The sequence below is a fragment of the Janthinobacterium sp. JF4 genome, assembly GCF_059617925.1.
Genome location: NZ_JCAQAV010000061.1, coordinates 1 through 19,596 on the forward strand (window position 1 = coordinate 1; position 19,596 = coordinate 19,596).

Annotated in this window: 19 protein-coding genes; 7 read left to right on the top strand and 12 right to left on the bottom strand. The window is 64.1% G+C overall.

Features of this window, described 5'->3' with window-relative positions:
• Positions 1-125: 125 nt before the first annotated feature.
• Positions 126-788, bottom strand: coding sequence for a hypothetical protein (locus AC54AF_RS25625; protein ID WP_496638815.1), 663 nt, complete (start codon positions 786-788; stop codon positions 126-128).
• Positions 789-1,004: 216 nt separating this feature from the next.
• Here AC54AF_RS25625 and AC54AF_RS25630 point away from each other — a divergent pair, with 216 nt between their 5' ends.
• The 6 genes from AC54AF_RS25630 (at position 1,005) to dbpA (ending at position 8,897) form a co-directional block, all read left to right on the top strand.
• Positions 1,005-1,523: a sigma-70 family RNA polymerase sigma factor gene (locus AC54AF_RS25630; RefSeq protein ID WP_496638816.1), complete on the top strand. Its 519-nt coding sequence runs from the start codon at positions 1,005-1,007 to the stop codon at positions 1,521-1,523.
• 1 nt (position 1,524) lies between these two features.
• A complete protein-coding gene (locus tag AC54AF_RS25635) occupies positions 1,525-2,532 on the top strand; it encodes a FecR domain-containing protein (RefSeq protein WP_496638817.1) in 1,008 nt (335 codons plus the stop codon).
• Positions 2,533-2,634: 102 nt separating this feature from the next.
• Positions 2,635-5,130 carry a TonB-dependent siderophore receptor gene (locus AC54AF_RS25640; RefSeq protein ID WP_496638818.1) on the top strand — a complete coding sequence of 832 codons (2,496 nt, stop codon included), beginning with the start codon at positions 2,635-2,637 and terminating at the stop codon, positions 5,128-5,130.
• A gap of 115 nt (positions 5,131-5,245) precedes the next feature.
• Complete coding sequence (locus tag AC54AF_RS25645; protein ID WP_496638819.1) at positions 5,246-6,910, top strand: acid phosphatase; 1,665 nt, start codon at positions 5,246-5,248, stop codon at positions 6,908-6,910.
• Between the two features lie 211 nt (positions 6,911-7,121).
• Positions 7,122-7,358: a hypothetical protein gene (locus tag AC54AF_RS25650; protein ID WP_496638820.1), complete on the top strand. Its 237-nt coding sequence runs from the start codon at positions 7,122-7,124 to the stop codon at positions 7,356-7,358.
• 111 nt (positions 7,359-7,469) lie between these two features.
• Positions 7,470-8,897 carry an ATP-dependent RNA helicase DbpA gene (dbpA, locus tag AC54AF_RS25655; protein WP_496638821.1) on the top strand — a complete coding sequence of 476 codons (1,428 nt, stop codon included), beginning with the start codon at positions 7,470-7,472 and terminating at the stop codon, positions 8,895-8,897.
• Here the strand turns inward: dbpA and AC54AF_RS25660 are convergent.
• From AC54AF_RS25660 to AC54AF_RS25675, 4 genes are all read right to left on the bottom strand, one after another.
• A complete protein-coding gene (locus AC54AF_RS25660) occupies positions 8,884-9,426 on the bottom strand; it encodes a hypothetical protein (RefSeq protein ID WP_496638822.1) in 543 nt (180 codons plus the stop codon). The two genes, dbpA and AC54AF_RS25660, sit on opposite strands and share 14 nt — an antisense overlap.
• On the bottom strand, positions 9,419-9,988 hold the full coding sequence (locus AC54AF_RS25665; protein WP_496638823.1) for a hypothetical protein: 570 nt from the start codon (positions 9,986-9,988) through the stop codon (positions 9,419-9,421). The genes AC54AF_RS25660 and AC54AF_RS25665 overlap by 8 nt, the downstream gene beginning before the upstream one ends.
• Before the next feature lie 42 nt (positions 9,989-10,030).
• Positions 10,031-11,407 (bottom strand): cysteine--tRNA ligase, encoded by a 1,377-nt coding sequence (gene cysS, locus AC54AF_RS25670; protein WP_496638824.1) that lies wholly within the window; start codon positions 11,405-11,407, stop codon positions 10,031-10,033.
• Between the two features lie 238 nt (positions 11,408-11,645).
• On the bottom strand, positions 11,646-12,887 hold the full coding sequence (locus AC54AF_RS25675) for an MFS transporter (RefSeq protein WP_496638825.1): 1,242 nt from the start codon (positions 12,885-12,887) through the stop codon (positions 11,646-11,648).
• Between the two features lie 127 nt (positions 12,888-13,014).
• On the opposite strand from AC54AF_RS25675, the gene AC54AF_RS25680 reads away from it, so the two are divergent.
• On the top strand, positions 13,015-13,845 hold the full coding sequence (locus AC54AF_RS25680) for an AraC family transcriptional regulator (RefSeq protein WP_496638826.1): 831 nt from the start codon (positions 13,015-13,017) through the stop codon (positions 13,843-13,845).
• Positions 13,846-13,925: 80 nt separating this feature from the next.
• On the opposite strand, the gene aqpZ is transcribed toward AC54AF_RS25680, so the two are convergent.
• The 7 genes from aqpZ to earP all read right to left on the bottom strand — a co-directional run bounded on the left by aqpZ (position 13,926) and on the right by earP (position 19,447).
• Positions 13,926-14,615, bottom strand: coding sequence for an aquaporin Z (gene aqpZ / locus AC54AF_RS25685; RefSeq protein ID WP_131687363.1), 690 nt, complete (start codon positions 14,613-14,615; stop codon positions 13,926-13,928).
• A gap of 214 nt (positions 14,616-14,829) precedes the next feature.
• Positions 14,830-15,240 (bottom strand): GNAT family N-acetyltransferase, encoded by a 411-nt coding sequence (locus AC54AF_RS25690; RefSeq protein WP_496638827.1) that lies wholly within the window; start codon positions 15,238-15,240, stop codon positions 14,830-14,832.
• Positions 15,240-15,698 carry a hypothetical protein gene (locus tag AC54AF_RS25695; RefSeq protein ID WP_496638828.1) on the bottom strand — a complete coding sequence of 153 codons (459 nt, stop codon included), beginning with the start codon at positions 15,696-15,698 and terminating at the stop codon, positions 15,240-15,242. Before AC54AF_RS25695 ends, AC54AF_RS25690 begins: the two co-directional genes overlap by 1 nt.
• Before the next feature lie 65 nt (positions 15,699-15,763).
• A complete protein-coding gene (locus AC54AF_RS25700; protein WP_496638829.1) occupies positions 15,764-16,183 on the bottom strand; it encodes a hypothetical protein in 420 nt (139 codons plus the stop codon).
• Positions 16,184-16,212: 29 nt separating this feature from the next.
• A complete protein-coding gene (locus AC54AF_RS25705) occupies positions 16,213-17,361 on the bottom strand; it encodes an amidase family protein (protein ID WP_496638830.1) in 1,149 nt (382 codons plus the stop codon).
• Between the two features lie 205 nt (positions 17,362-17,566).
• Complete coding sequence (locus AC54AF_RS25710) at positions 17,567-18,142, bottom strand: elongation factor P (protein WP_034758247.1); 576 nt, start codon at positions 18,140-18,142, stop codon at positions 17,567-17,569.
• A 135-nt stretch (positions 18,143-18,277) separates the two neighbouring features.
• Positions 18,278-19,447 (bottom strand): elongation factor P maturation arginine rhamnosyltransferase EarP, encoded by a 1,170-nt coding sequence (earP, locus tag AC54AF_RS25715; protein WP_496638831.1) that lies wholly within the window; start codon positions 19,445-19,447, stop codon positions 18,278-18,280.
• Between the last annotated feature and the right edge of the window lie 149 nt (positions 19,448-19,596).

The following is a 19,596-nucleotide window of genomic DNA, read 5'->3' on the forward strand; positions in this document are numbered from 1 at the left end:
CGTCGGGCTCATAACCCGAAGGTCACAGGTTCAAATCCTGTCCCCGCAACCAATACATAAAAACCGCTGACTCCTGCAAGGGATTCAGCGGTTTTTTCATTTCCGGCCCGCTCTTGCCACCACTTTTACGCGGCGGCGCTGGCCCTGATCTGCCTGGCCGCCGCGTGCAGGCTGGCCGCCACCCGTTCCAGCTTGTCGGCTCCCGCCGTTTCGGCCAGGGCGGCAAAGGCGCTGATATGAAACGTGGCCACCATGGCCGGCGACACTTCGAGCTCCAGCGCCGTCTTGCTCAATTCCGTCGACGCCTCAAGATAGGACTCGCTGCCGGCCTCGAACGCTTGCTTGGTTTCCAACAATTCCTGGCCCCCCTCGGCCTTGGCCAGGCAAGCGTCGACCTTTTGCTGGAAGGCCGGCAGGGTATCGCGCACGGGTCCGGGCTCAGGCGCCGGCTCCGGCTCCGCTGGCGCAGGAGCGGCATGCGCCGGCTTGTCGGCCATCGGCATGTCGCGCAGAGTCAGCCAGCGCTCGACGGCGAGAAAATCGGCAAACGGCTCGGCCACCTTGGGATTCATCAGCCAGACCTCGCCCGTGCGCCAGTCGATCCGGGCGCCGCGCTCATTTCTCGCCAACAAAATATCCTTGCCGCCATCGGCATTCGACACCCGGCCGATGTCGAGCCAGTTCATCAATTCCGCCTGGCGCGACATCGCGTTGACACGGTGAAAGAAGGCCAACCATAAAAATCTGGCCACCAACAGAACCAGGGCACCGCCAACCATCCACATCATCTTTCGCTCCGCACCACATCGACAAGCCGCATTTTCTCACATGAAAGCTTGCGCCAAGGAAACTTTTACATCTGCCGTGCGGCGGCGCAAATCCGGTGCCGCACGGCCCGGGCGCGCAGTCGCATTTCAACAACGCCGCGTTTTCCTGATTGCCTGGCGTGCGTCGCTGCGCTATTATGAGAACAATTCTCATTTAGATTAAGCTGTACCGTACACATGCTGTCCGCCCCTTCCCCGCCGTCCGACTTCCAGGCCCTGTATGCCGAGCACCACTCCTGGCTGCTGCACTGGCTGAAGCGCCGCCTGCACGATGCGGGGCTGGCGGGCGACCTGGCGCAGGATACCTTCATCAAGATCTTCGTCGCGCGCAGCAGTGCCGGGATCGCGCAGCCGCGCCCCTTCCTGGCCACCATCGCCAAGCGCCTGCTGGCCAATCACTGCCGGCGCGAAGCGCTGGAACGGGCCTACCTCGACGCGCTGCTGCACCAGCCGCAAGCGTGCACGCCCTCGCCGGAAGCGATGTCCATCCTGCTCGAATCGCTGCAGCGGATCGACCGCGCGCTGGACCACCTCTCCGCCAAGGCCAGGGCCGCCTTCCTGCTGGCCCACCTGGACGGCATGACCTATGCCGAGATCGCCGCCGAACTGGGCACCACCACGCATTCCGTCAAAAAATACCTGAGCAAGGCCAATCTGCTGTGCTTTTTTGCCGTGCCCGATTTTGCCGCGCCCTGACATGCGCGGCGCCACCGTCTACGCACAGGGCCAGCCCATCGACCTGGCCATCGCCATGCAGGCGGCCGAATGGCTGGCCACCCTGATGAGTGGCGTCACCACGCCGGAGGAAAAGGCGGCCTGGCAAGAGTGGCGCCAGGCGCACCCCGACCATGAACGGGCGTGGAAACATATCGAAAGCGTCAGCGGCGGCTTGCGCGAACTCGATGCGCAGGCCAGCCGCAAGGCACTGCAGCCAGGTCCCCGTTCGCGTGCAATCTCGCGCCGCAACAGCCTGCAGCTGCTGGCGTGGGTATCGGCCATCGGCCTCACGGGCTGGTTCGGCGCGCGCTCGGCATATGCGCCCGACTTTGCCCGCGCCGCGCTGGCCGACCTGTCCACCGGCGTGGGCGAACGCCGCGAGCTGACCCTGCCCGACGGCAGCCGTCTGCACCTGAACAGCGGCAGCGCCGTCAACCTCCGCTACACGGACACGCAGCGCCTGCTGCAACTGGTGCAAGGGGAGATATTCATCGCCACCGCCCCTGAAACGGGTCGGCCCTACCGCCCCTTCCTCGTCGACACCGCGCATGGCCACGCCCAGGCGCTGGGCACGCGCTACTCGGTGCGCCAGGCCGATGGCAGCACCGTGGTCGCCGTCGAGGAAGGCGCCGTGCGGCTGACGCCGCGCCATGGCGATGGCAATCTGCTGGTCCGCGCAGGCCAGGGCGGCGGCATGACGGCGCACAATACCCTGCCCGCGCACGCCGTCTCGCCCGACATCTGGGCCTGGCGCCAGGGCTTGCTGCTGGCCGACGCCATGCCGCTGCGCGACTTCCTGCATGAACTGAGCCGCTACCGCCACGGCTTGCTGGGCTGCGACGACGCCGTCGCCGGCCTGCGCATCTCCGGCGTCTTCCCGCTGGCCGACCTGGACGCCGTGCTGCTGTCGCTGCCCGACTCCCTGCCGGTGGACGTGCGCCTGCGCACGCGCTACTGGGTGCAGGTAGAGGCGCGCCGGCAGCGCTGAGCATTTATTTAGCGTCCAGCGCAAAAAAATCTTACCCGTTTCCGTTTCTCGCGTGACCTGTGTAGGCAACGTTCTTTTTGACGACTACACCACAAGGTAACCATGTCCCAAGCTCTCTCTTCCAGGCCACGCATCAAGCGCATGGCATATGCCATCCAGTTCATCTTCATCGGTTCGGCCCTGCTGCTGAACGTGCCCACGCCGGCGCTGGCGCAGGAAGGCGCGGCAGCGCAAATGGCGAGCCACGACTTCCAGGTGGCGGCCGGCGACCTGGCCGCCGCCCTGCGTCAGGTGGCCAGCCAGTCCAGGGTGATCCTCAGCTTTACGCCGGAGCAGACGCGCGGCAAGACGACGGCCGGCTTGAGCGGCCGCCACGACGTGCTGGCCGCCCTGAACGGCGTGTTGCGCGGCAGCGGCTTGAAGGCCGAGCGCAGCACCAACGGCAGCTATGTGCTGCGCCCGGCCGATACCGCGGCGGGCGGCGAAGCGCTGTCGATGATGCCGGAAGTGTCGGTCAAGGCACAGCAGGATGCCACCGAAGGCTCGGGCGCGTATGTCTCCACCCTGCCGATCGCCACGGCCACGCCGCTGGGCCTGTCGATCAGGGAAACGCCGCAGTCGGTCAGCGTCATCACGCAGCAGCGCATGCAGGACCAGGGCTTGAGCACCATCGCGCAAGTGATGGCGCAAACGCCGGGCATCACCCTGTTCTCGCTGGGCAGCGAGCGCACGGGCTTTACGTCGCGCGGCTATTCGATCACCAATTACCAGCTCGATGGCGTCAGCACGCATTCGGAAAACCTGGGCCTCAATGCGATACCGTCGCAAAGCCTGGCCGACATGGCGCTGTACGACCGCATCGAAGTGCTGCGCGGCGCCTCGGGCCTGATGACGGGCGCGGGCGACGCCTCGGGCGCCATCAACATGGTGCGCAAGAAGCCGACGGCGCAGTTCCAGGCGTCCGTCGAGGGCGAGCTGGGTTCCTACGCTGAGCGGCGCGCCATGGCCGACATCGCCGGTCCGCTGAACGCGGCGCGCACGGTGCGCGGCCGCCTGGTGACGGTGTACGAGGAAGGCGACAGCATCATCGACGGCTACAGCCGCGACAAGAAAGTGGTGTATGGCGTGATCGAGGCGGATCTCTCCAGCAACACGAAGCTGACGGCCGGCATCACGCACCAGCGCAAGCGCTCGAATGGATCCCTGTCCTACCTGGGCTTTCCCCTGTTCTACAGCAATGGCGCAATGACGGACCTGCCCCGCTCTTTCAGCCCGGCCGCCACGTCGAATCGCTTCGGCACCAATTCGACCGACATCTTCGCCACCGTGGAACACGCGCTGGCAAACGACTGGAAACTGAAAATTGCGGCCAACCGCGTGCAGTCCTCGCAGGAAGAGCGCGCCGTCTACCTGAACGTGAGCGATGGCTTCCCCGACCAGGCCACGGGCGATGGCCTGCGCTTGAGCGCCGACTACCGCGATTACCAGCTCCAGGTCAACAGCGTGGACGTCAATGTGCGCGGACCGTTCAGCGCGTTCGGCCGCCAGCACGAACTGGTGCTGGGCATGGACTACAGCGAATTTCAAAGCACGACGGATGGCCGCTTCGACAATAGCATCCAGCGCACGCCCGCCAATCTGTACCGCTGGAATCGCACGGCAACGCCCGTGTTTGGCGATACCTTCGTCACCTACGACAGCACGCGCCGCCAGGCCAGCGCCTACGCGGCCAGCCGCATCAACCTCTCCGAGCGCCTGAAACTGATCGCCGGCGCCAAGGTGCTGCGCTACAGCGAGAATTACATCTCGGACGCGCCTACCGTGCCATTTTTCAGCGCGTCCCCGGCATCGGACGGCCGCGTCTTCACGCCGTACGGCGGCCTGGTGTTCAATATCGACGCCACGCACAGCGCCTACGCCAGTTATTCCACCATCTATCAGCCGCAAGCATCGCAAGACCGCTACGGCAAGCTGCTGGCGCCGCGCGAAGGCAAGACCTTGGAAGCGGGCGTCAAGAGCGGCTGGCTCGATGGCCGCCTGAACACCTCTGCCGCGCTGTACCAGATCCGCCAGAGCAATCTGTCCGAATCGGACCCTGGCTACACCGTGCCGGGCACGAACAATCCCGCCAACCGCGCCATCAAGGGCGCCAGGACCCAGGGCGTGGACCTGGAGGCGACAGGCGCCCTCACCCCAAGCTGGAACATCTCGGCTTCGTGGTCGTACAGCCAGACGGAAAACAATACCGGCAAGGCGATCCAGACCACCTTCCCGCGCCACCTGGTGAAACTGTGGACCACGTATCGGCTGCCCGGCGACCTGCACCGCCTGACGCTGGGCGGCGGCATGAACTGGCAAAGCCGCGTGTATTCCGACATCGATGCGTGGCAGATCAACAGCACCCTGCACTGGGAACAGAAGGCGTACTCGGTGGCCAGCCTGATGGCGCGCTACGACGTCAACGACAAGCTCTCTGCCACCGTCAACGTGGCCAACCTGTTCGACAAGCAGTACACGGCTTCCGTGTCGGACTGGTGGTACTCTGGCATGCATGGTCCGGCGCGCAAGGTGGCGTTGACCGTGCGCTACCAGTTCTAGGCTGGGCTGAATAGTTCACAGGGGCGCGGGGCCGGTGATACAATTTTCCCGCTTCACGGGCGCTGCCGGCCATTGCCGTCAACGCCCGTGCCCATAGAGACACCAAGGAGAATGTGTGAAGGACCTCGCCCCCGCCCTGCCAGCCGATCCGGCCGACCAACCCGCCAATCCCTCGCGCCGGCGCATTTTCCAGGCTGCTTCCGCAGTCGGCCTGGCCGCCAGCCTGCCGGCGCTGGCCGGCGCCGCGCCAGCAAAAAAGACCATTGCCAGGGGCTCGCTCGACGCGAAGCTCAAGGCGCACGTCAAGAACGTGGTCGTGATCTACCTGGAAAACCGTAGCTTCAACAACCTGTTCGCCAACTTCCCCGGCACCAGCGCGCCCCTGTCCACCGTCACGGCTGAACAGGCGCAGCAGCTGGACCGCGACGGCAAGCCACTGGCCACCTTGCCGAAAATCTGGGGCGGCCTGGTGCCGAACCAGCAGAATATCGGCGGCATCGATTACCTGATCAAGGAAGAGCAGATTTCCGGCCTGCCCAACGCGCCCTACAAATTGAGCGACGCGGCTGGCAAGCCCCTGCCCGAGAGCATCATCACGCGCGACCTCGTGCACCGATTCTATAACAACCAGATGCAGATCAACGGCGGCAAGAACGACGGCTTTGCCGCGTGGGCCGACAGCGGCGGCCTGGTGATGGGCCACTACGGAGAAACGTCGAAAAACCTGAACCTGTGGCAGATCGCCGAACAGTACACGCTGTGCGACAACTTCTTCATGGCGGCCTTCGGCGGCTCCTATATGAACCACCAGTTCCTCGTCACGGGCCGCGCCAACGAATACTTCAACGCGCCTGATACGGCGGCGAAGAAAAAGATTGCCGTGCTGTCCGATGGCCCGCAAGGCGTGCGCCTGGCGATTTCGCCCGAGTGCCCCGCTTCCGCGCTCGATGGCAAGCCGAAATATGTGAACGACGGCGCCCTCACGCCGGACGGCTATGCCGTCAACACCATGGCGCCGCCATATCAACCGAGCTATGTCCGCCCCGCCTTTGACGGCGACCCGCTGCATGCCGACCCGGCCGACGCGAATACCCTGCCGCCGCAAACCTACGACACCATCGGCGACCTGCTGTCGCGCAAAGGCGTCAGCTGGGCCTGGTATGGCGGCGGCTGGCAAGCGGCGCTCGACCACAAGGGCGGCGGCAGCAAGCCGAACTTCCAGTTCCACCACCAGCCGCTGAACTACTTCAAGCAGTTCGCCCCCGGCACGGCCGCGCGCGCCGAGCACCTGCGCGATGGCGGTACGGGTGACAGCCCGATTTCGAACAAATTCCTCGCCGCCGCCGTGGCCGGCAAGCTGCCGGCCGTGACCTTCTACAAGCCGCAGGGCAACCTGAACCTGCACGCCGGCTACTCGGACATCGAGTCGGGCGACCAGCACGTGGCCAACGTCATCCAGCATCTGAAGGAATCGCCGCAGTGGAAGGACATGATCGTGGTGATCACGTTCGACGAAAACGGCGGCTGGTGGGATCACGTGGCGCCGCCGAAGGGCGACCGCTGGGGTCCGGGCACGCGCATTCCCGCCATCGTCGTCTCGCCGTACGCGAAGAAAGGCGCCGTCGACCACAGTTTCTACGACACGACGTCGATCCTGCGCCTGATCACGCGCCTGCACGACCTGCCGCTGCTCGAAGGCCTGAAAGTGCGCAACGACGCGTTCGCGTCACGCGGCGCGCTGCCGCCGGGCGACCTGACAGGCGCCCTGAGCTTCCGCTAAGCCTCCCACAATGCGGCACGCCTGTGATACACTGCGTGCCGCACTTAAATCCGCAGGACAGGTATCCCTGACGATTGTTCCAACAATGAGCCCGACTCCAGTAGCCGGGCTTTTGTTTTGTGGGCGAGACGCACAGAGTATTCACACAGCGGACAGCTTTTTGCCCGCTCCCCGGCGCCATTTTTCGCGGCCGGGGACCAGAGGTTCAGAAATGAGAGATAAAAAAGACAACGCCACCATCGACTTGCCCGGTTTCGGCCCGCCGCCAGCGCTCGAGGCGCCAGAGCCGGCGCCGGAGCCACAGCGCCGCGCGCGCGCGCGCAAGGTGGCCTTGAAGCAGGTGCAGCTCGAATTGCTGGAGCCGACCGATGCCTCGGGCCTGCCCGTGTGGACGCGCGACGCCGGCCTCGATCTCACCGGCTTGCCCATCTGGGCGCCCGACAACTAGTACCACACGCGGGCGGCCGTTTGCCGCCAGCTTCCACACCACCATCCGCACAAGGGCGTAGAACGCCTGTAGACTGTGCCCATCCACCCGCTTTTTACCGGCTCCGCCCCTATGAACACCACCACTGACACCACCACTTCCTTTGCCAGCCTGCCGCTGACGCCCGCCTTCCTGGCCAACCTGGACTCGCTCGGCTACCACGAGATGACCACCATCCAGGCGCAAAGCCTGCCGGCGGTGCTCGATGGCCGCGACCTGATCGCCCAGGCGAAAACAGGCAGCGGCAAGACGGCCGCCTTCGGCATCGGCATCCTGCACAAGCTCAATCCGGTCTGGTTTGCCGTGCAAGGCCTGGTGCTGTGCCCGACGCGCGAACTGGCCGACCAGGTGGCCAATGAGCTGCGCCGCCTGGCCCGCGCCGCTGGCAACATCAAGATCCTGACCCTGACGGGCGGCGCGCCGATGCGCCCGCAGATCGCCTCGCTGGAACACGGCGCCCACATCGTCGTCGGCACGCCGGGCCGCCTGCGCGACCACCTGGGCCGCGGCACCATCAACCTGAATCACGTACAGACGCTGGTACTCGATGAAGCGGACCGCATGACGGACATGGGCTTTTACGAGGAAATCGCCGGCATCGTCAGCGCCTGCCCGGCGCGGCGCCAGACCTTGCTGTTCTCGGCCACGTATCCGGAAGACATCCGCCGCGCCACGGCATCGTTCCTCGTCAATCCGCTGGAAGTGACGGTCGAGGCGCAGCACGACAACGACAAGATCGAGCAGCGCTTCTATGAAATCGGCTTCGACGAGCGCAATGGCGCCGTCGGCAAGCTGTTGAAACACTTCAAGCCGGAATCCACGCTGGCCTTCTGCAACACCAAGGTGCATTGCCGCGAACTGGCCGAGGAACTGCGCCAGCAAGGCTTTTCCGCGCTGGCCCTGTACGGCGAGCTGGAACAGCGCGAGCGCGATGAAATCCTCGTGCTCTTCGCCAACCGCAGCTGCTCCGTGCTGGTCGCCACCGACGTCGCCGCGCGCGGCCTCGACATTTCCGACCTGGGCGCCGTGATCAACGTCGACGTGTCGAAAGACACGGAAGTGCATATCCACCGCATCGGCCGCACGGGCCGCGGCAGCAAGAAGGGCCTGGCCCTGTCGCTGTGCGCGCCGAACGAGAAAAAATGGGTCAAGCTGATCGAGCAGTACCAGAACAGCGCTGCCGAATGGCACGACCTGAAGGAACTGGCGGAGGATGACGGGATGGAGGCGCTGCCGGCGCCGATGGTCACCCTGTGCATCATGGGCGGCAAGAAGGACAAGCTGCGCCCGGGCGACTTGCTGGGCGCGCTGACGGGCGACGCGGGTCTCACCAAGGAACAAGTGGGCAAGATCAACGTGTTCGAATTCATGACCTACGTGGCGCTGGACCGCAAGGTGGCCGAAGCGGCCTTCAAGCGCCTCAACGCCGGTAACTCCCTGGGCCGCGACTTCGGCAACATCAAGGGCCGCAGCTTCAAGATGCGCTTTATCGAGGCGTAAGCGCTTGCAAGGCACGCAGGGCCGCCATGGTCCTGCGTCCCGGGTAGTCTTCCCACACGGGGTAGCGCCCGCGGTAGTAGCAGTTCCAGTAGCTGACGGCGCGCCGCTCCAGGGTGGCGACATACGCAGGGTTCTCCCGCAGATAGCGCGCCAGCGCATCCGTATTCCAGACCGGCAGCGCCGCGCCAATTTCCTCGATTATCTCCAGCACGTATTCGCCGCACAGGTGCACGACGAACGGCACCGTCCACGCCCGCTCCTGCAGCAACAGCTGTCTTGCACACGCTTCGCGCACGTGACCGTCATGGTGGCGCGTGCCCAGGCACAGGGCCAGCACGCCCGCGTCGCCTGCCAGCCGCGTACAGGCCAGCAGCCGCTCGCGGTCGTAATACGTGCGCGTCGGGATCAGCACAGCCTCGCCATCCTGGCACACGACAAATGGCGGGTGGGCCCGGCTACTGCCCAGCGCGGGCAGCAGCTGCGCCACAGTGCCGGCCAACGCCGCCGGAAAGGCGTCCGCTTCAGCCATCGCGCCCCTCCCGGCACACCTTGCGCACGCCCAGCGCCGGCTGGTCCATCTTTTCAAAGATCACATTCGAATACCATGCGGCGGGATCGCCTTCGGCGGGCTTGCCCAGCGAAATATAGTAGCCGCCATGGGTGAACAGGGCCGTGGTTTCCTTGCCTGGCGTCGCACCTTGCAGAAAGGCGGGCCAGGCAGCCTGGTCGACCGGCGTAAAACGCGCGGCCAGCAGCGCCAGCAAGCGCGCGTGCGAGGCCGGCGCATACGGGAACAGATACAGGTACTCGACCAGCTCACCGCCATCGGCCAGGCGCGTGACAGCGGCCGTCGCGGCATCGACCTCACCACCAAAACTGCACAAGGTGCCGCCGCTGTAGGCGAAATCGATGACGGTCGCCGGCGCGCACGCCTGCCGTTCGCGGTCGACACCCACGGGCGGCAGTGCGCGCACTTGCGCCAGCAACGTCTCGCCCGATGTGGCCAGCGCGGGAAAGCCCGGGCACTCGCTGGCCGCCTGCGCGGCAGAGAAGGCCAGACAACAACTCAATAGCAGCAAACGACGCTTCACGGCAGCTCCAGTTTCATCAGGCGGCCATTATGCAGGACATCTTCACAAAGGCCGCGCCTGTTGCCCTTGCGGCGTATCGTCGATGTCGTAGCCGACCGCGCGCGCCAGTGTACGCAAACGGTCCGCCTCGGCCCACTGGCGCTGCGCGCGCGCGATGGCCCGTTCCGCCATCCACGCTTGCACCTGCTGCGGCACCTCCACCTGCACCGGCTGCCAGGCCAGCAGATCGAGTCCCAGGGCCATATCGAAATGGGCCACGGTGGCCTTTTTCACGGCGTCCGGCAGCGCGCTTTTCAGCAGCTCCCAGGCCACGGCCAGCGCGCGCGGAAAGTTCAGGTCATCGTTGATGCAGGTCCTAAAACGCGCCAGCCATGTCGCATCGGCCGCGCCGCCCGCATCCCCCAGGCCATGCACGGCCACGCGCAATCGTGCCAGGCCGCTGCTGGCGGCGCGCAAGGCGTCGTCCGTGAAATTGAGGCTGCTGCGGTAGTGGGCGCCCAGGCACAGGTAGCGGTAAGCCAGCGGATCGACGCCCTGCTCCGCCAGGCTTTGCAGGCGCAAAAAGTCGCCCGAGGATTTCGACATCTTCGCATCCTGGGTCTTGAGGAAAGCGCCATGCAGCCAGAAGTTGGCCAGGCGCGTGCCGTGGCGCGCTTCCGTCTGCGCGATCTCGTTGCTGTGGTGGACGGCCACGTGGTCTTCGCCGCCGCAATGGATGTCGAAATACGTCCCCAGGTGCTTTTCCGCCATGGCCGAGCATTCGATATGCCAGCCGGGGAAACCCAGGCCCCACGGGCTGTCCCACTCCATCTGGCGCTGACCCGGCACGCCGCTGAACTTCCACAGCGCGAAGTCGCAGATATCGCGCTTCTCTCCCAGGTCTACCCGCTTGCCCGCCTGCAGGCCGTCGCGCTTCAGGCGCGCCAGCTTTCCGTAATCGTCCTGGCGCGTCGTGTCGAAATAGATGCCGTCGTCCGTGCGGTAGGTATAGCCCTTCGCTTCCAGGTCGCGAATGAAGGCGATCTGTTCCGCGATGTGGTCGGTGGCGCGGCACCAGACGGTGGGCGGCAGGATATTGAGCTGGCGCAAATCCTCTTCGAACGCGCGCGTGAATGCGGCGGCGATGTCCCAGGCAGATTCGCCGCTGCGCCGGCTGCGCGCCTCGATCTTGTCGTCGCCGCTGTCCGCATCCGACGTCAGGTGGCCGACGTCCGTGATGTTCATCACATGGCGCACCTGCAAGCCGTTGAATTCGAGCGCGCGGCGCAAGCCGTCGACGAACAGATAGGTGCGCAGGTTGCCGATGTGCGCGTAATCGTAGACGGTGGGACCGCAGGCATACAGGCCCGCCTGGCCCGGGGCAATGGTCTCGAAGGGCCGCAGGCTGCGGCTATACGTGTCGTACAAATGAAGTGTCATGCGGGACTTTCATGCGCGTTGCGGAAAAAGAAAATGGCCACAGGTTCTTCAACACTGTGGCCATCGGAATGAGGAGTAAAAAGTTTAACGGCGCCGGGCCGCATCCTCGCGAAGCCAGGTACACGGACACAGCGCAGCGGCGGCGCGGTATGCAAGGACTGGAGGGAGGATGGAAGAGCTCATGGAGGCAATATCGCATGCGGGCCGACTGGCCGTCAAGGCCGCCGGCGCCACTATCTTATTTTTTCGCCTGCTCGATATGCGGCAGCAGCACCGTCAGGATGCCCAGCAGCGGCAGGTAGGAGCAGATTTTATACACATAGGCGATGCCCGACGCGTCGGCCAGGTGGCCCATCGCGGCGGCCGCGATGCCGGAGACGCCAAACATCAGGCCAAAGAATATCCCCGCGATCATGCCCACCTTGCCCGGCACCAGTTCCTGCGCGAAGACGACGATGGCGGAAAAGGCGGAGGAAATGACGAAACCGATGATCACCGTCAAGACGGCCGTCCAGAACAGGTCCACATACGGCAGCAGCAAGGTGAACGGCGCGGCACCCAGGATGGAAATCCAGATCACGCGTTTGCGGCCGATGCGGTCGCCGATGGGGCCGCCCATGAAAGTGCCGGCCGCCACGGCGGCGAGGAAGAGGAACAGGTACAGCTGGGCGTCGCCCAGCGACAGGTGGAATTTGTCGATCAGGTAAAAGGTGTAATAGCTCGACAGGCTGGCCATGTAGATGTACTTCGAGAACACCAGCAGGGCCAGCACCCCCAGCGCTTGCAACACCTTGTTGCGCGACAAATTCGGCCCGTGGCCGCCCGCCTTCGGCTTGAAGCTGGCCAGGTGGCCGCCATACCAGTGGCTGACCTTGTACAGCACGCCGATGGCCAGCACGGCCAGCAGGCTGAACCAGGCGATATTGCCGTGGCCACGGTTCACGATGACGGCCGCCGCCAGCAGCGGTCCCAGTGCGGAACCGACGTTGCCGCCCACCTGGAACAGGGACTGGGCAAAGCCGTAGCGCCCGCCCGAGGCCATGCGCGCCACGCGCGACGCTTCCGGGTGGAAAGTTGAGGAACCGACGCCGATCAGGCCAGCGGCGATCAGCAGGGTCGGAAAGGTCGAGACGATGGACAGCATCAGCACGCCGGCCAGGGTAAAGCACATGCCGACCGGCAACAAGAACGGCAGCGGACGGCGGTCCGTGTACAAGCCGATCCAGGGCTGCAGCAAGGAGGCCGTGCACTGGAACGTCAGGGTTATAAGGCCGACCTGGGTAAAACTGAGTGAAAACTCGGCTTTCAGCATCGGGTAAATCGACGGCAATAATGCCTGGATCAAGTCATTGAGCAAATGCACGAAGGCGACGGCGCCCAGAATGTGCATGGCCAGACCGGATTGTTGTTGGGAACTGTGAAGCGAGGGCGCCGCCGGCACGGACTTGGCCAATGCTGGGGCAGGTGTGGTTGTGTGCATGTGTCATCCGCAATAATCGGGCACGGCGGGCGGCCCGGCAAAGAAGCCAGTATAGTATGGGCACCGAACTGACAACTTCCAATAATCGTCGCCCAAGTGACAACCCAGAGACAAGCCAACGCCCCACATGTACACCCAGCAACCTGTCCAGACCCACCCCGATGGCGTGCCATTCAGCCGCAGCACCAGTTCGCACGATTATCAGCATGTGCCGCGCCCCGTGACGGCCATGTCCAGGCAATACGTGGCGGGCGACTACACAGCGCCGCACAGCCACGTGCGGGCGCAACTGCTGTATGCGACGCAAGGGGTGATGCGCGTCTCCACCGGGCACGGCGTGTGGATCCTGCCGCCCCGGCGCGCCCTGCTGATACCCGTGGGGGTCGTGCATGAAGTCCACATCTTGAGCGAACTGAGCATGCGCACCGTGTACATCGATGCGCAGGTAGCGGCCCAATATGGCAACGATTGCAAGGTGCTGGAAGTGAGCCGGCTGCTGCGCGAGCTGATCCTGGCCTTGCTGGCCGAACCGGTCGAATATGCGCTGGCGGGTCGCGGCGACTGGCTGGCGCACCTGATCCTGTCGGAACTGGCGGCGGCCGATACCGTGCCCCTCGCCATCCCCTGGCCACGCGACCGCCGCCTGGTGGCCGTCTGCTCGGCCATCATGAGCGCCCCCGGCAGCCGGCGCAGCATCGAGGACTGGGCGCAGGACGCGGGGGCCAGCGCGCGCACCCTGATCCGTTTATTCCCAAAGGAAACGGGCTTGCACTACCGCCAATGGCTGCAGCAAGTCCACCTGGCCGAGGCATTTTGCCGCCTGGACCGGGGCGAAGGCGTGGCGGCCATCGCCTATGCGCTGGGCTACGCCAGCCCCAGCGCCTTCAGCGCCATGTTCCGCCGCATCCTGGGCCGCACGCCGCAGCACTACCTGAGCGAGTGGCGCGCCGCCGATTAAACGAAAAAAGCAGCCCGTGGGCTGCTTTCATCAAGTCGTTTGCCGGCATTGTCGGCTTGCGCCCTGCGGGCTAAGCCGACCTACTCTTTTTCGCCAGCGATCAGACGGTAGGCCAGCGCGCCCAGCAAGGCGCCGATGATCGGCGCCAGCCAGAACAGCCACAACTGGCTCGTCGCCCAGTCGCCCACGTACAGGGCTACGCCCGTGCTGCGGGCCGGGTTGACGGAGGTATTCGTGACGGGAATGCTGATCAGGTGGATCAGGGTCAGCGCCAGGCCGATCGGCAGCGGGGCGAAGCCGGCCGGCGCACGCTTGTCGGTCGCACCCAGGATGACGATCAGGAAGAACATCGTCAGGACGATTTCGATGACCAGCGCCGACAGCATCGAATAGCCGCCCGGCGAATGGGCACCGAAGCCGTTCGAGGCAAAGCCCTTGCTGACATCGAAGCCGGCCTGGCCGCTGGCGATCACGTACAGCACGCCGCCGGCCACGATGGCGCCCAGCACTTGCGCGACAATGTACGGCAACAGTTTATTGGCGGGAAAGCGGCCGCCAGCCCACAGGCCGATCGAGACGGCAGGATTCAAGTGGCATCCCGAGATGTGGCCGATGGCGTAGGCCATGGTCAGCACCGTCAGGCCAAACGCCAGCGCCACGCCGGCGAAGCCGATGCCAAGGCCGGGAAAAGCGGCAGCCAGCACGGCGCTGCCGCAACCGCCCAGCACCAGCCAGAACGTGCCGAGAAACTCGGCGCCATATTGTTTCATGATGTATTCCTTATAAAGTGACGAGAAAACGTGCCAGGGACGACCAATCGGACGGCTCACCACCTTTGCCCCGCCCAAGGGCGACGGCAAAGCACAGCAACGCACCGCACGCTGCGGAGCGCGCATAATGACATGATGTCATTATCAATGCAACATTATTGCGTACAATAATGCTAATAGTTCTCTTGACACCTAAAGGTTGTTTTGATAATTCTCATACTGCGGGGCGGCGCATGTATTTTTGCGGCGCCTCCAATGGCGCGAAACCAAAGCCCGCATACAGGCCATGCGCGTCATCGGTCCCCAGCATCCAGACGACCTCGCGCAAGCGCTCGTCGCCGAGCACGGCGGCCACCATCTGTTTGCCATATCCACGCCTCTGGTATGGCGGCAGCACAAACACGTCGCGCAGGTACGCAAAATCCGTGTAATCGGTGATGACCCTGGCGAACGCCACTTGCTGGCCATCCACATAACCACCGAAACACAGCGCGTTGGCGATCCCCTTGCGCACGGTGTCGATCGCCACGCCGCGCTTCCAGTACGACTGCTCGCTCAGGTAGCGGTGGATCATGGGCACGTCCAGCTCGCCGCGTTCGCTGGAGATGCGCAGTGGCGCGTGCATCAGTTCTTGAACAGCAAATCGGCTTCGGCGATGCTGGGCTCGCCAAAGTACACGGTGCGCAAGCCGCCCTTGCCGTCGCTGCCCATATACACGCCCGTCATGCTGCGCTCGGCCGGATCGTACAGGATGGAGTAGCGGTGGCCGCAATTGTGCGGCTCGCAGACGCTGCTCAGCAGGCGCGCCTTGCCGTCGATCTCGACGGGCTTGAGCGGGCTGGCCACGCCATTCGGCACCCAGCGCTGCCGCTTCAGGCCCGCCTTTTTCAAGCCCACGTTGAAGGCCTTGCGAAAGGCGTAATCCGCCTTGTAGACGTCGGGGAAATACGGGCAGGTATGGCCGCCATCGCAGCTTTGCGCCTGCTCGATCAGCGACAGCTTGGGTGTGCGCGCTTGCGCCGGCAGGGTGGCCAGCGCCACGGCAGCGCCCAGGAACAGGGGGAATAGCAAACGTGCGGACATGCAATCTCCTAAAAGCATACAGTAATGGAGGCAGCATAGCAGAATGGCATGCCTGCGCACCGGCCTCAGGGAGAACAGCGGATACCGACGACGCCGTTGACCTTGCCTTCCGGCCAGCCCGTCTCGCGCCAGCGGTACACGCCGGGCGCGACGATGATCAATTGCCATTCCACCAGCTTGCCAGCGGCATTGCGGCGGGTTTCATTGTCATAGCGTAAGGTCAGGCTACGCTCCGTTTCCGCCACCACCGTCGCGGCAAAGCGGTTGGTTTCACCGAGCTTGCTTTTCCATGTGCGGTCGCTGAAGATCGCCAGCCGCTGATGATCGTCAGACAGCTGCATGCGCGTAAAGTGCCGCGCTTCTTCGCAAACACTAGTCGTATTGACGCTGTCGGACCAGCTGCCAGACAATTGCGCGGCATCAAAGGTATCGACAGGCAGGGGGGCGGCGGTCACGACCGCAGTCAGCAGCAAGGTTGCAAGCATAGTTTATCGAAAGTAAACGAAAAGAATCATCACGGCAGGCGCAGCGCCAGGGTGATGCTCGACGGTAGCGCGGGCGTGCGACGGTGCAAAGTCGCCTGCTCATACGCATACGCCATCGCAATAAGCTGCATGTCGCCGTGGCCAGGACCGATGAAGGACAAACCGACCGGCGATCCCCCGGCCAGGCCGGCCGGCACCGTGATATGCGGCAAGGCCGACGGCGCCTGCGATACACCATGGCAGGTAGGCCCCACCAGCGCATCGAGTCCATGCGAGCCCAGCAACGCTTCGATGCCGCCAGGCCCGGGCGCGGGTGGCATCTCGATCAATTCCGCGCCCTGTTCGCGCAGCACCACCAGCGCCTGCCCGATCACGGCATCGGTCCCGGCGCACAGGCCGAACAGGCTGCGCGCCACGCCGATGCGGCGCCCATGCAAGCCGGCGGCGTCGAGCACCACGCCATCGGCCAGGCGCTCCCCCGTCAAGGCGGAGAGCAGCCAGGCCGCCTCGCGCACGCTGGGTGCCATCGGTCCGGCCGTGGCTGGCTCTCCGCCCTGCCCCGCGACAGTCCTGCCCGTGGGTTTGATGGCGACCAGGCCGCAGTTTGAAGCAGGCGCGACGATGGAGCCGTCCGCCGCGCTGTCGACGGCCAGGATGGTCAGCCCGGCCCAGCTGGCACTGGAATGCGGCACGCTGACGGCGGCCCATTGGCGCAAATTGCTTTTGCCGATGATGACGGCGCCAGCCGCGCGCAAGCGCGCCGCCACGAAGGAATCGCAACTGGCATGCGTGGCCAGGGGCGCTTGCGTGCGCGTCTTCATGCGGTCGCCCGTGGCGATATTGTCGCGCAAGACGACGGGAATGCCGTGCAAGGGGCCGCGCACCTTGTGCACCTGCCGTTCGCGGTCCATTTCCAGGGCAATTTTCAGCGCGTCGGGATTGATTTCAATGCCGGGATAGGCGCGCGCGCCGATGCTGCACAGGGAGCGGATGCGCCCCAGGTACTGCGACGTCAGCGCATGCGAACTGAGTTTGCCTGCCTGCATCATCTGCTGTTGCGGCAAGACGCCGGCATCGAGCAGATGGGCCATGGGGCTGGCGGGCACCGTGGCACGGGCCAATACCGGGCGCGCCACGCCCCGGGACGCGCCACTGCGTAACATCTGACTGCGCTGCATGCTATCTCCAGGAAACTTCAATGTTTCTACCGCAATAATGTTCTAGCCATAGCATAGCAGTCCTTGCAACTCAATTGTTGTTGAAGGGAATTATTTTTTAAGCAAAAAAAACGCCGCCCGAAGGCAGCGTTTCTTGATGATCGAGCACTGCAGCAAAGCAGACCGGCAATGCCGGGCCCTGCGAGCGGCACAGTGCAAGGCTCTATCAGTTGCGTACGACACGCTTGTATTCGTTGGTACGGGTGTCGATTTCGATGACGTCGTCCTGTGCCACGAACAGCGGCACTTGCACGGTGTGGCGGTGTGCGTCGATGGCGTTTTCGATCTTGGCTTCTTTCAGGACGTTGCCCGACGTGTTGCCCTTGACCGCTGGCTCCGAGTACACCACTTGACGGGCGATGGTCGTAGGCAGTTCAACGGAGATAGCTTTGCCGTCGTAGAAAATGGCTTCGCATTCCATGCCATCTTTCAGGTAGTTCAGCGCTTCGCCCAGGTTTTCTTCTTCGATTTCGTACTGGTTGTACTCGGTGTCCATGAAAACGAACAGCGGATCGGCGAAGTACGAATACGTCACTGGCTTTTTATCCAGAACAACAACGTCGAACTTGTCGTCGCCGCGGAACACGTTTTCCATCGGGGTGTTCGTCAGAAGATTTTTCATCTTCCATTTGTAGGTGAAGCCCGTGCGGCTCGAACCGTTGACATCAGAACGCAACACGATCATTGGCTTGCTGTCGACCATGATGATATTGCCAACACGAATTTCTTTTGCGGGTTTCATAGGAATGTACGTAAAAAGTGGGTTGCATGAAGACCATCTGCCGCCTGGGCGCCATCAGCGCCGCAAGCTTGCGTTTGATCGGTTAAAAATACGTTAGAAATAACCGGGCATTTTACCTTAATTTTGGGCAAGCGCCTATCTCGTCGCGCCAGCGAACGCCAGCAAGTTACTTGCCAGATCGCCATTAGCCTGCATCTGCCGCTGCCAGGCCTGCGCGCGCGCCCGGATGCGCGGCAGATCAGCCTGCAATGCGGGCCACAGCTGCGCCCACGGCAAGGCGTCCGCGCTGGCGCCATTCCAGGCTAGCGCCGCCTGCACCAGGCTATCGATGGCGCCGTCCGCATCGGCCGCATAGCGCTGCAAGAAGGCGCGCAATTTCACGTGATGCAGGTTTTCATCCTGCACGTAGATATGCCAGAGAAACGGCTGGCCAGCCCATTGCGCGCGCACGAAAGAATCCTCGCCACGCACGAAATTGACGTCACAAGCCCACAGCAGGCGGTCATAATCGTCTTGCGGCATGAAAGGCAGCACGCGCACGGTGAGCGCACCGCGCGTGCGTGCCGCGCCGACCACCGCCGCATCGTCGCCGATAAACGCCTGAACAGCATCGAACGCGACGCCTTCCGGCACCAGGCACGTAATGGGATCGCTCCCCTCCCGCCAGGTGGCAAACAGCTCGGCGACGGGAGCCGATGGGTAGCAGAACAGCGATACTTTCAAGGCACGCATTTCCGCTGCCGTCACGCCGAATTGCCCGAGGAATGCCGCCATGGCGGCCGCATCGGACTGGAACGCCAGCCGCCGCTCGTCGAGCGCCGCTTCGCGCAGCAGGCCGCCCGTTTTATGCGTGAAACCGGGGAAGAAGAAATGCTTGATCATGCCATGGCGCGGCGACGTCAGCGCATGGCAGCCCTCGACCCACTCTTCCGCCGTCAAGCCTTCCAGGTTCAGCCACACCGGCTGCGGCGCGCATTGCGCCATGGCGGCGATGTAGCCGGGCGGGATGTCGCAGGCAAAGAATTCGATGACGATGTCGGCGATATCGGCGGGCGCGAACTCGCCCTCCTGGTCGCGCCAGTGGCGCACCGTGACGCCGCCGGCCTGCTGCGCTGGCGCCGCCACGTCGATTTCCGGGCAAATACGCCGGAAACTGGATAAATCGTCGACCCACAGGGTGACGGCCACGCCGTGCTCGCCGCTCAACTGCCGCGCGAGACGCCAGCAAATGCCGATATCGCCGTAGTTATCGACGACTTTGCAGAAGATGGCAAGAGATGATGCGCGATCGGTAGGCAGTGGCATATTGAACGGGAAGTGAAAAACGTGGGCATGGCGGCCAATAACAAAAAAGCCGCACTGTTACCAGGCGGCTTTATTGTTGGCTGATTCAGCCGGTCTGGCGTCCCCAAGGGGATTCGAACCCCTGTACTCACCGTGAAAGGGTGATGTCC

Coding starts and splice junctions, on each gene's coding strand:
- AC54AF_RS25625 (WP_496638815.1), bottom strand. CDS start 788: ATGATGTGGATGGTTGGCGGTGCCCTGGTTCTGTTGGTGGCCAGATTT.
- AC54AF_RS25630 (WP_496638816.1), top strand. CDS start 1,005: ATGCTGTCCGCCCCTTCCCCGCCGTCCGACTTCCAGGCCCTGTATGCC.
- AC54AF_RS25635 (WP_496638817.1), top strand. CDS start 1,525: ATGCGCGGCGCCACCGTCTACGCACAGGGCCAGCCCATCGACCTGGCC.
- AC54AF_RS25640 (WP_496638818.1), top strand. CDS start 2,635: ATGTCCCAAGCTCTCTCTTCCAGGCCACGCATCAAGCGCATGGCATAT.
- AC54AF_RS25650 (WP_496638820.1), top strand. CDS start 7,122: ATGAGAGATAAAAAAGACAACGCCACCATCGACTTGCCCGGTTTCGGC.
- dbpA (WP_496638821.1), top strand. CDS start 7,470: ATGAACACCACCACTGACACCACCACTTCCTTTGCCAGCCTGCCGCTG.
- AC54AF_RS25660 (WP_496638822.1), bottom strand. CDS start 9,426: ATGGCTGAAGCGGACGCCTTTCCGGCGGCGTTGGCCGGCACTGTGGCG.
- cysS (WP_496638824.1), bottom strand. CDS start 11,407: ATGACACTTCATTTGTACGACACGTATAGCCGCAGCCTGCGGCCCTTC.
- AC54AF_RS25675 (WP_496638825.1), bottom strand. CDS start 12,887: ATGCACACAACCACACCTGCCCCAGCATTGGCCAAGTCCGTGCCGGCG.
- AC54AF_RS25680 (WP_496638826.1), top strand. CDS start 13,015: ATGTACACCCAGCAACCTGTCCAGACCCACCCCGATGGCGTGCCATTC.
- aqpZ (WP_131687363.1), bottom strand. CDS start 14,615: ATGAAACAATATGGCGCCGAGTTTCTCGGCACGTTCTGGCTGGTGCTG.
- AC54AF_RS25690 (WP_496638827.1), bottom strand. CDS start 15,240: ATGCACGCGCCACTGCGCATCTCCAGCGAACGCGGCGAGCTGGACGTG.
- AC54AF_RS25695 (WP_496638828.1), bottom strand. CDS start 15,698: ATGTCCGCACGTTTGCTATTCCCCCTGTTCCTGGGCGCTGCCGTGGCG.
- AC54AF_RS25700 (WP_496638829.1), bottom strand. CDS start 16,183: ATGCTTGCAACCTTGCTGCTGACTGCGGTCGTGACCGCCGCCCCCCTG.
- AC54AF_RS25705 (WP_496638830.1), bottom strand. CDS start 17,361: ATGCAGCGCAGTCAGATGTTACGCAGTGGCGCGTCCCGGGGCGTGGCG.
- AC54AF_RS25710 (WP_034758247.1), bottom strand. CDS start 18,142: ATGAAACCCGCAAAAGAAATTCGTGTTGGCAATATCATCATGGTCGAC.
- earP (WP_496638831.1), bottom strand. CDS start 19,447: ATGCCACTGCCTACCGATCGCGCATCATCTCTTGCCATCTTCTGCAAA.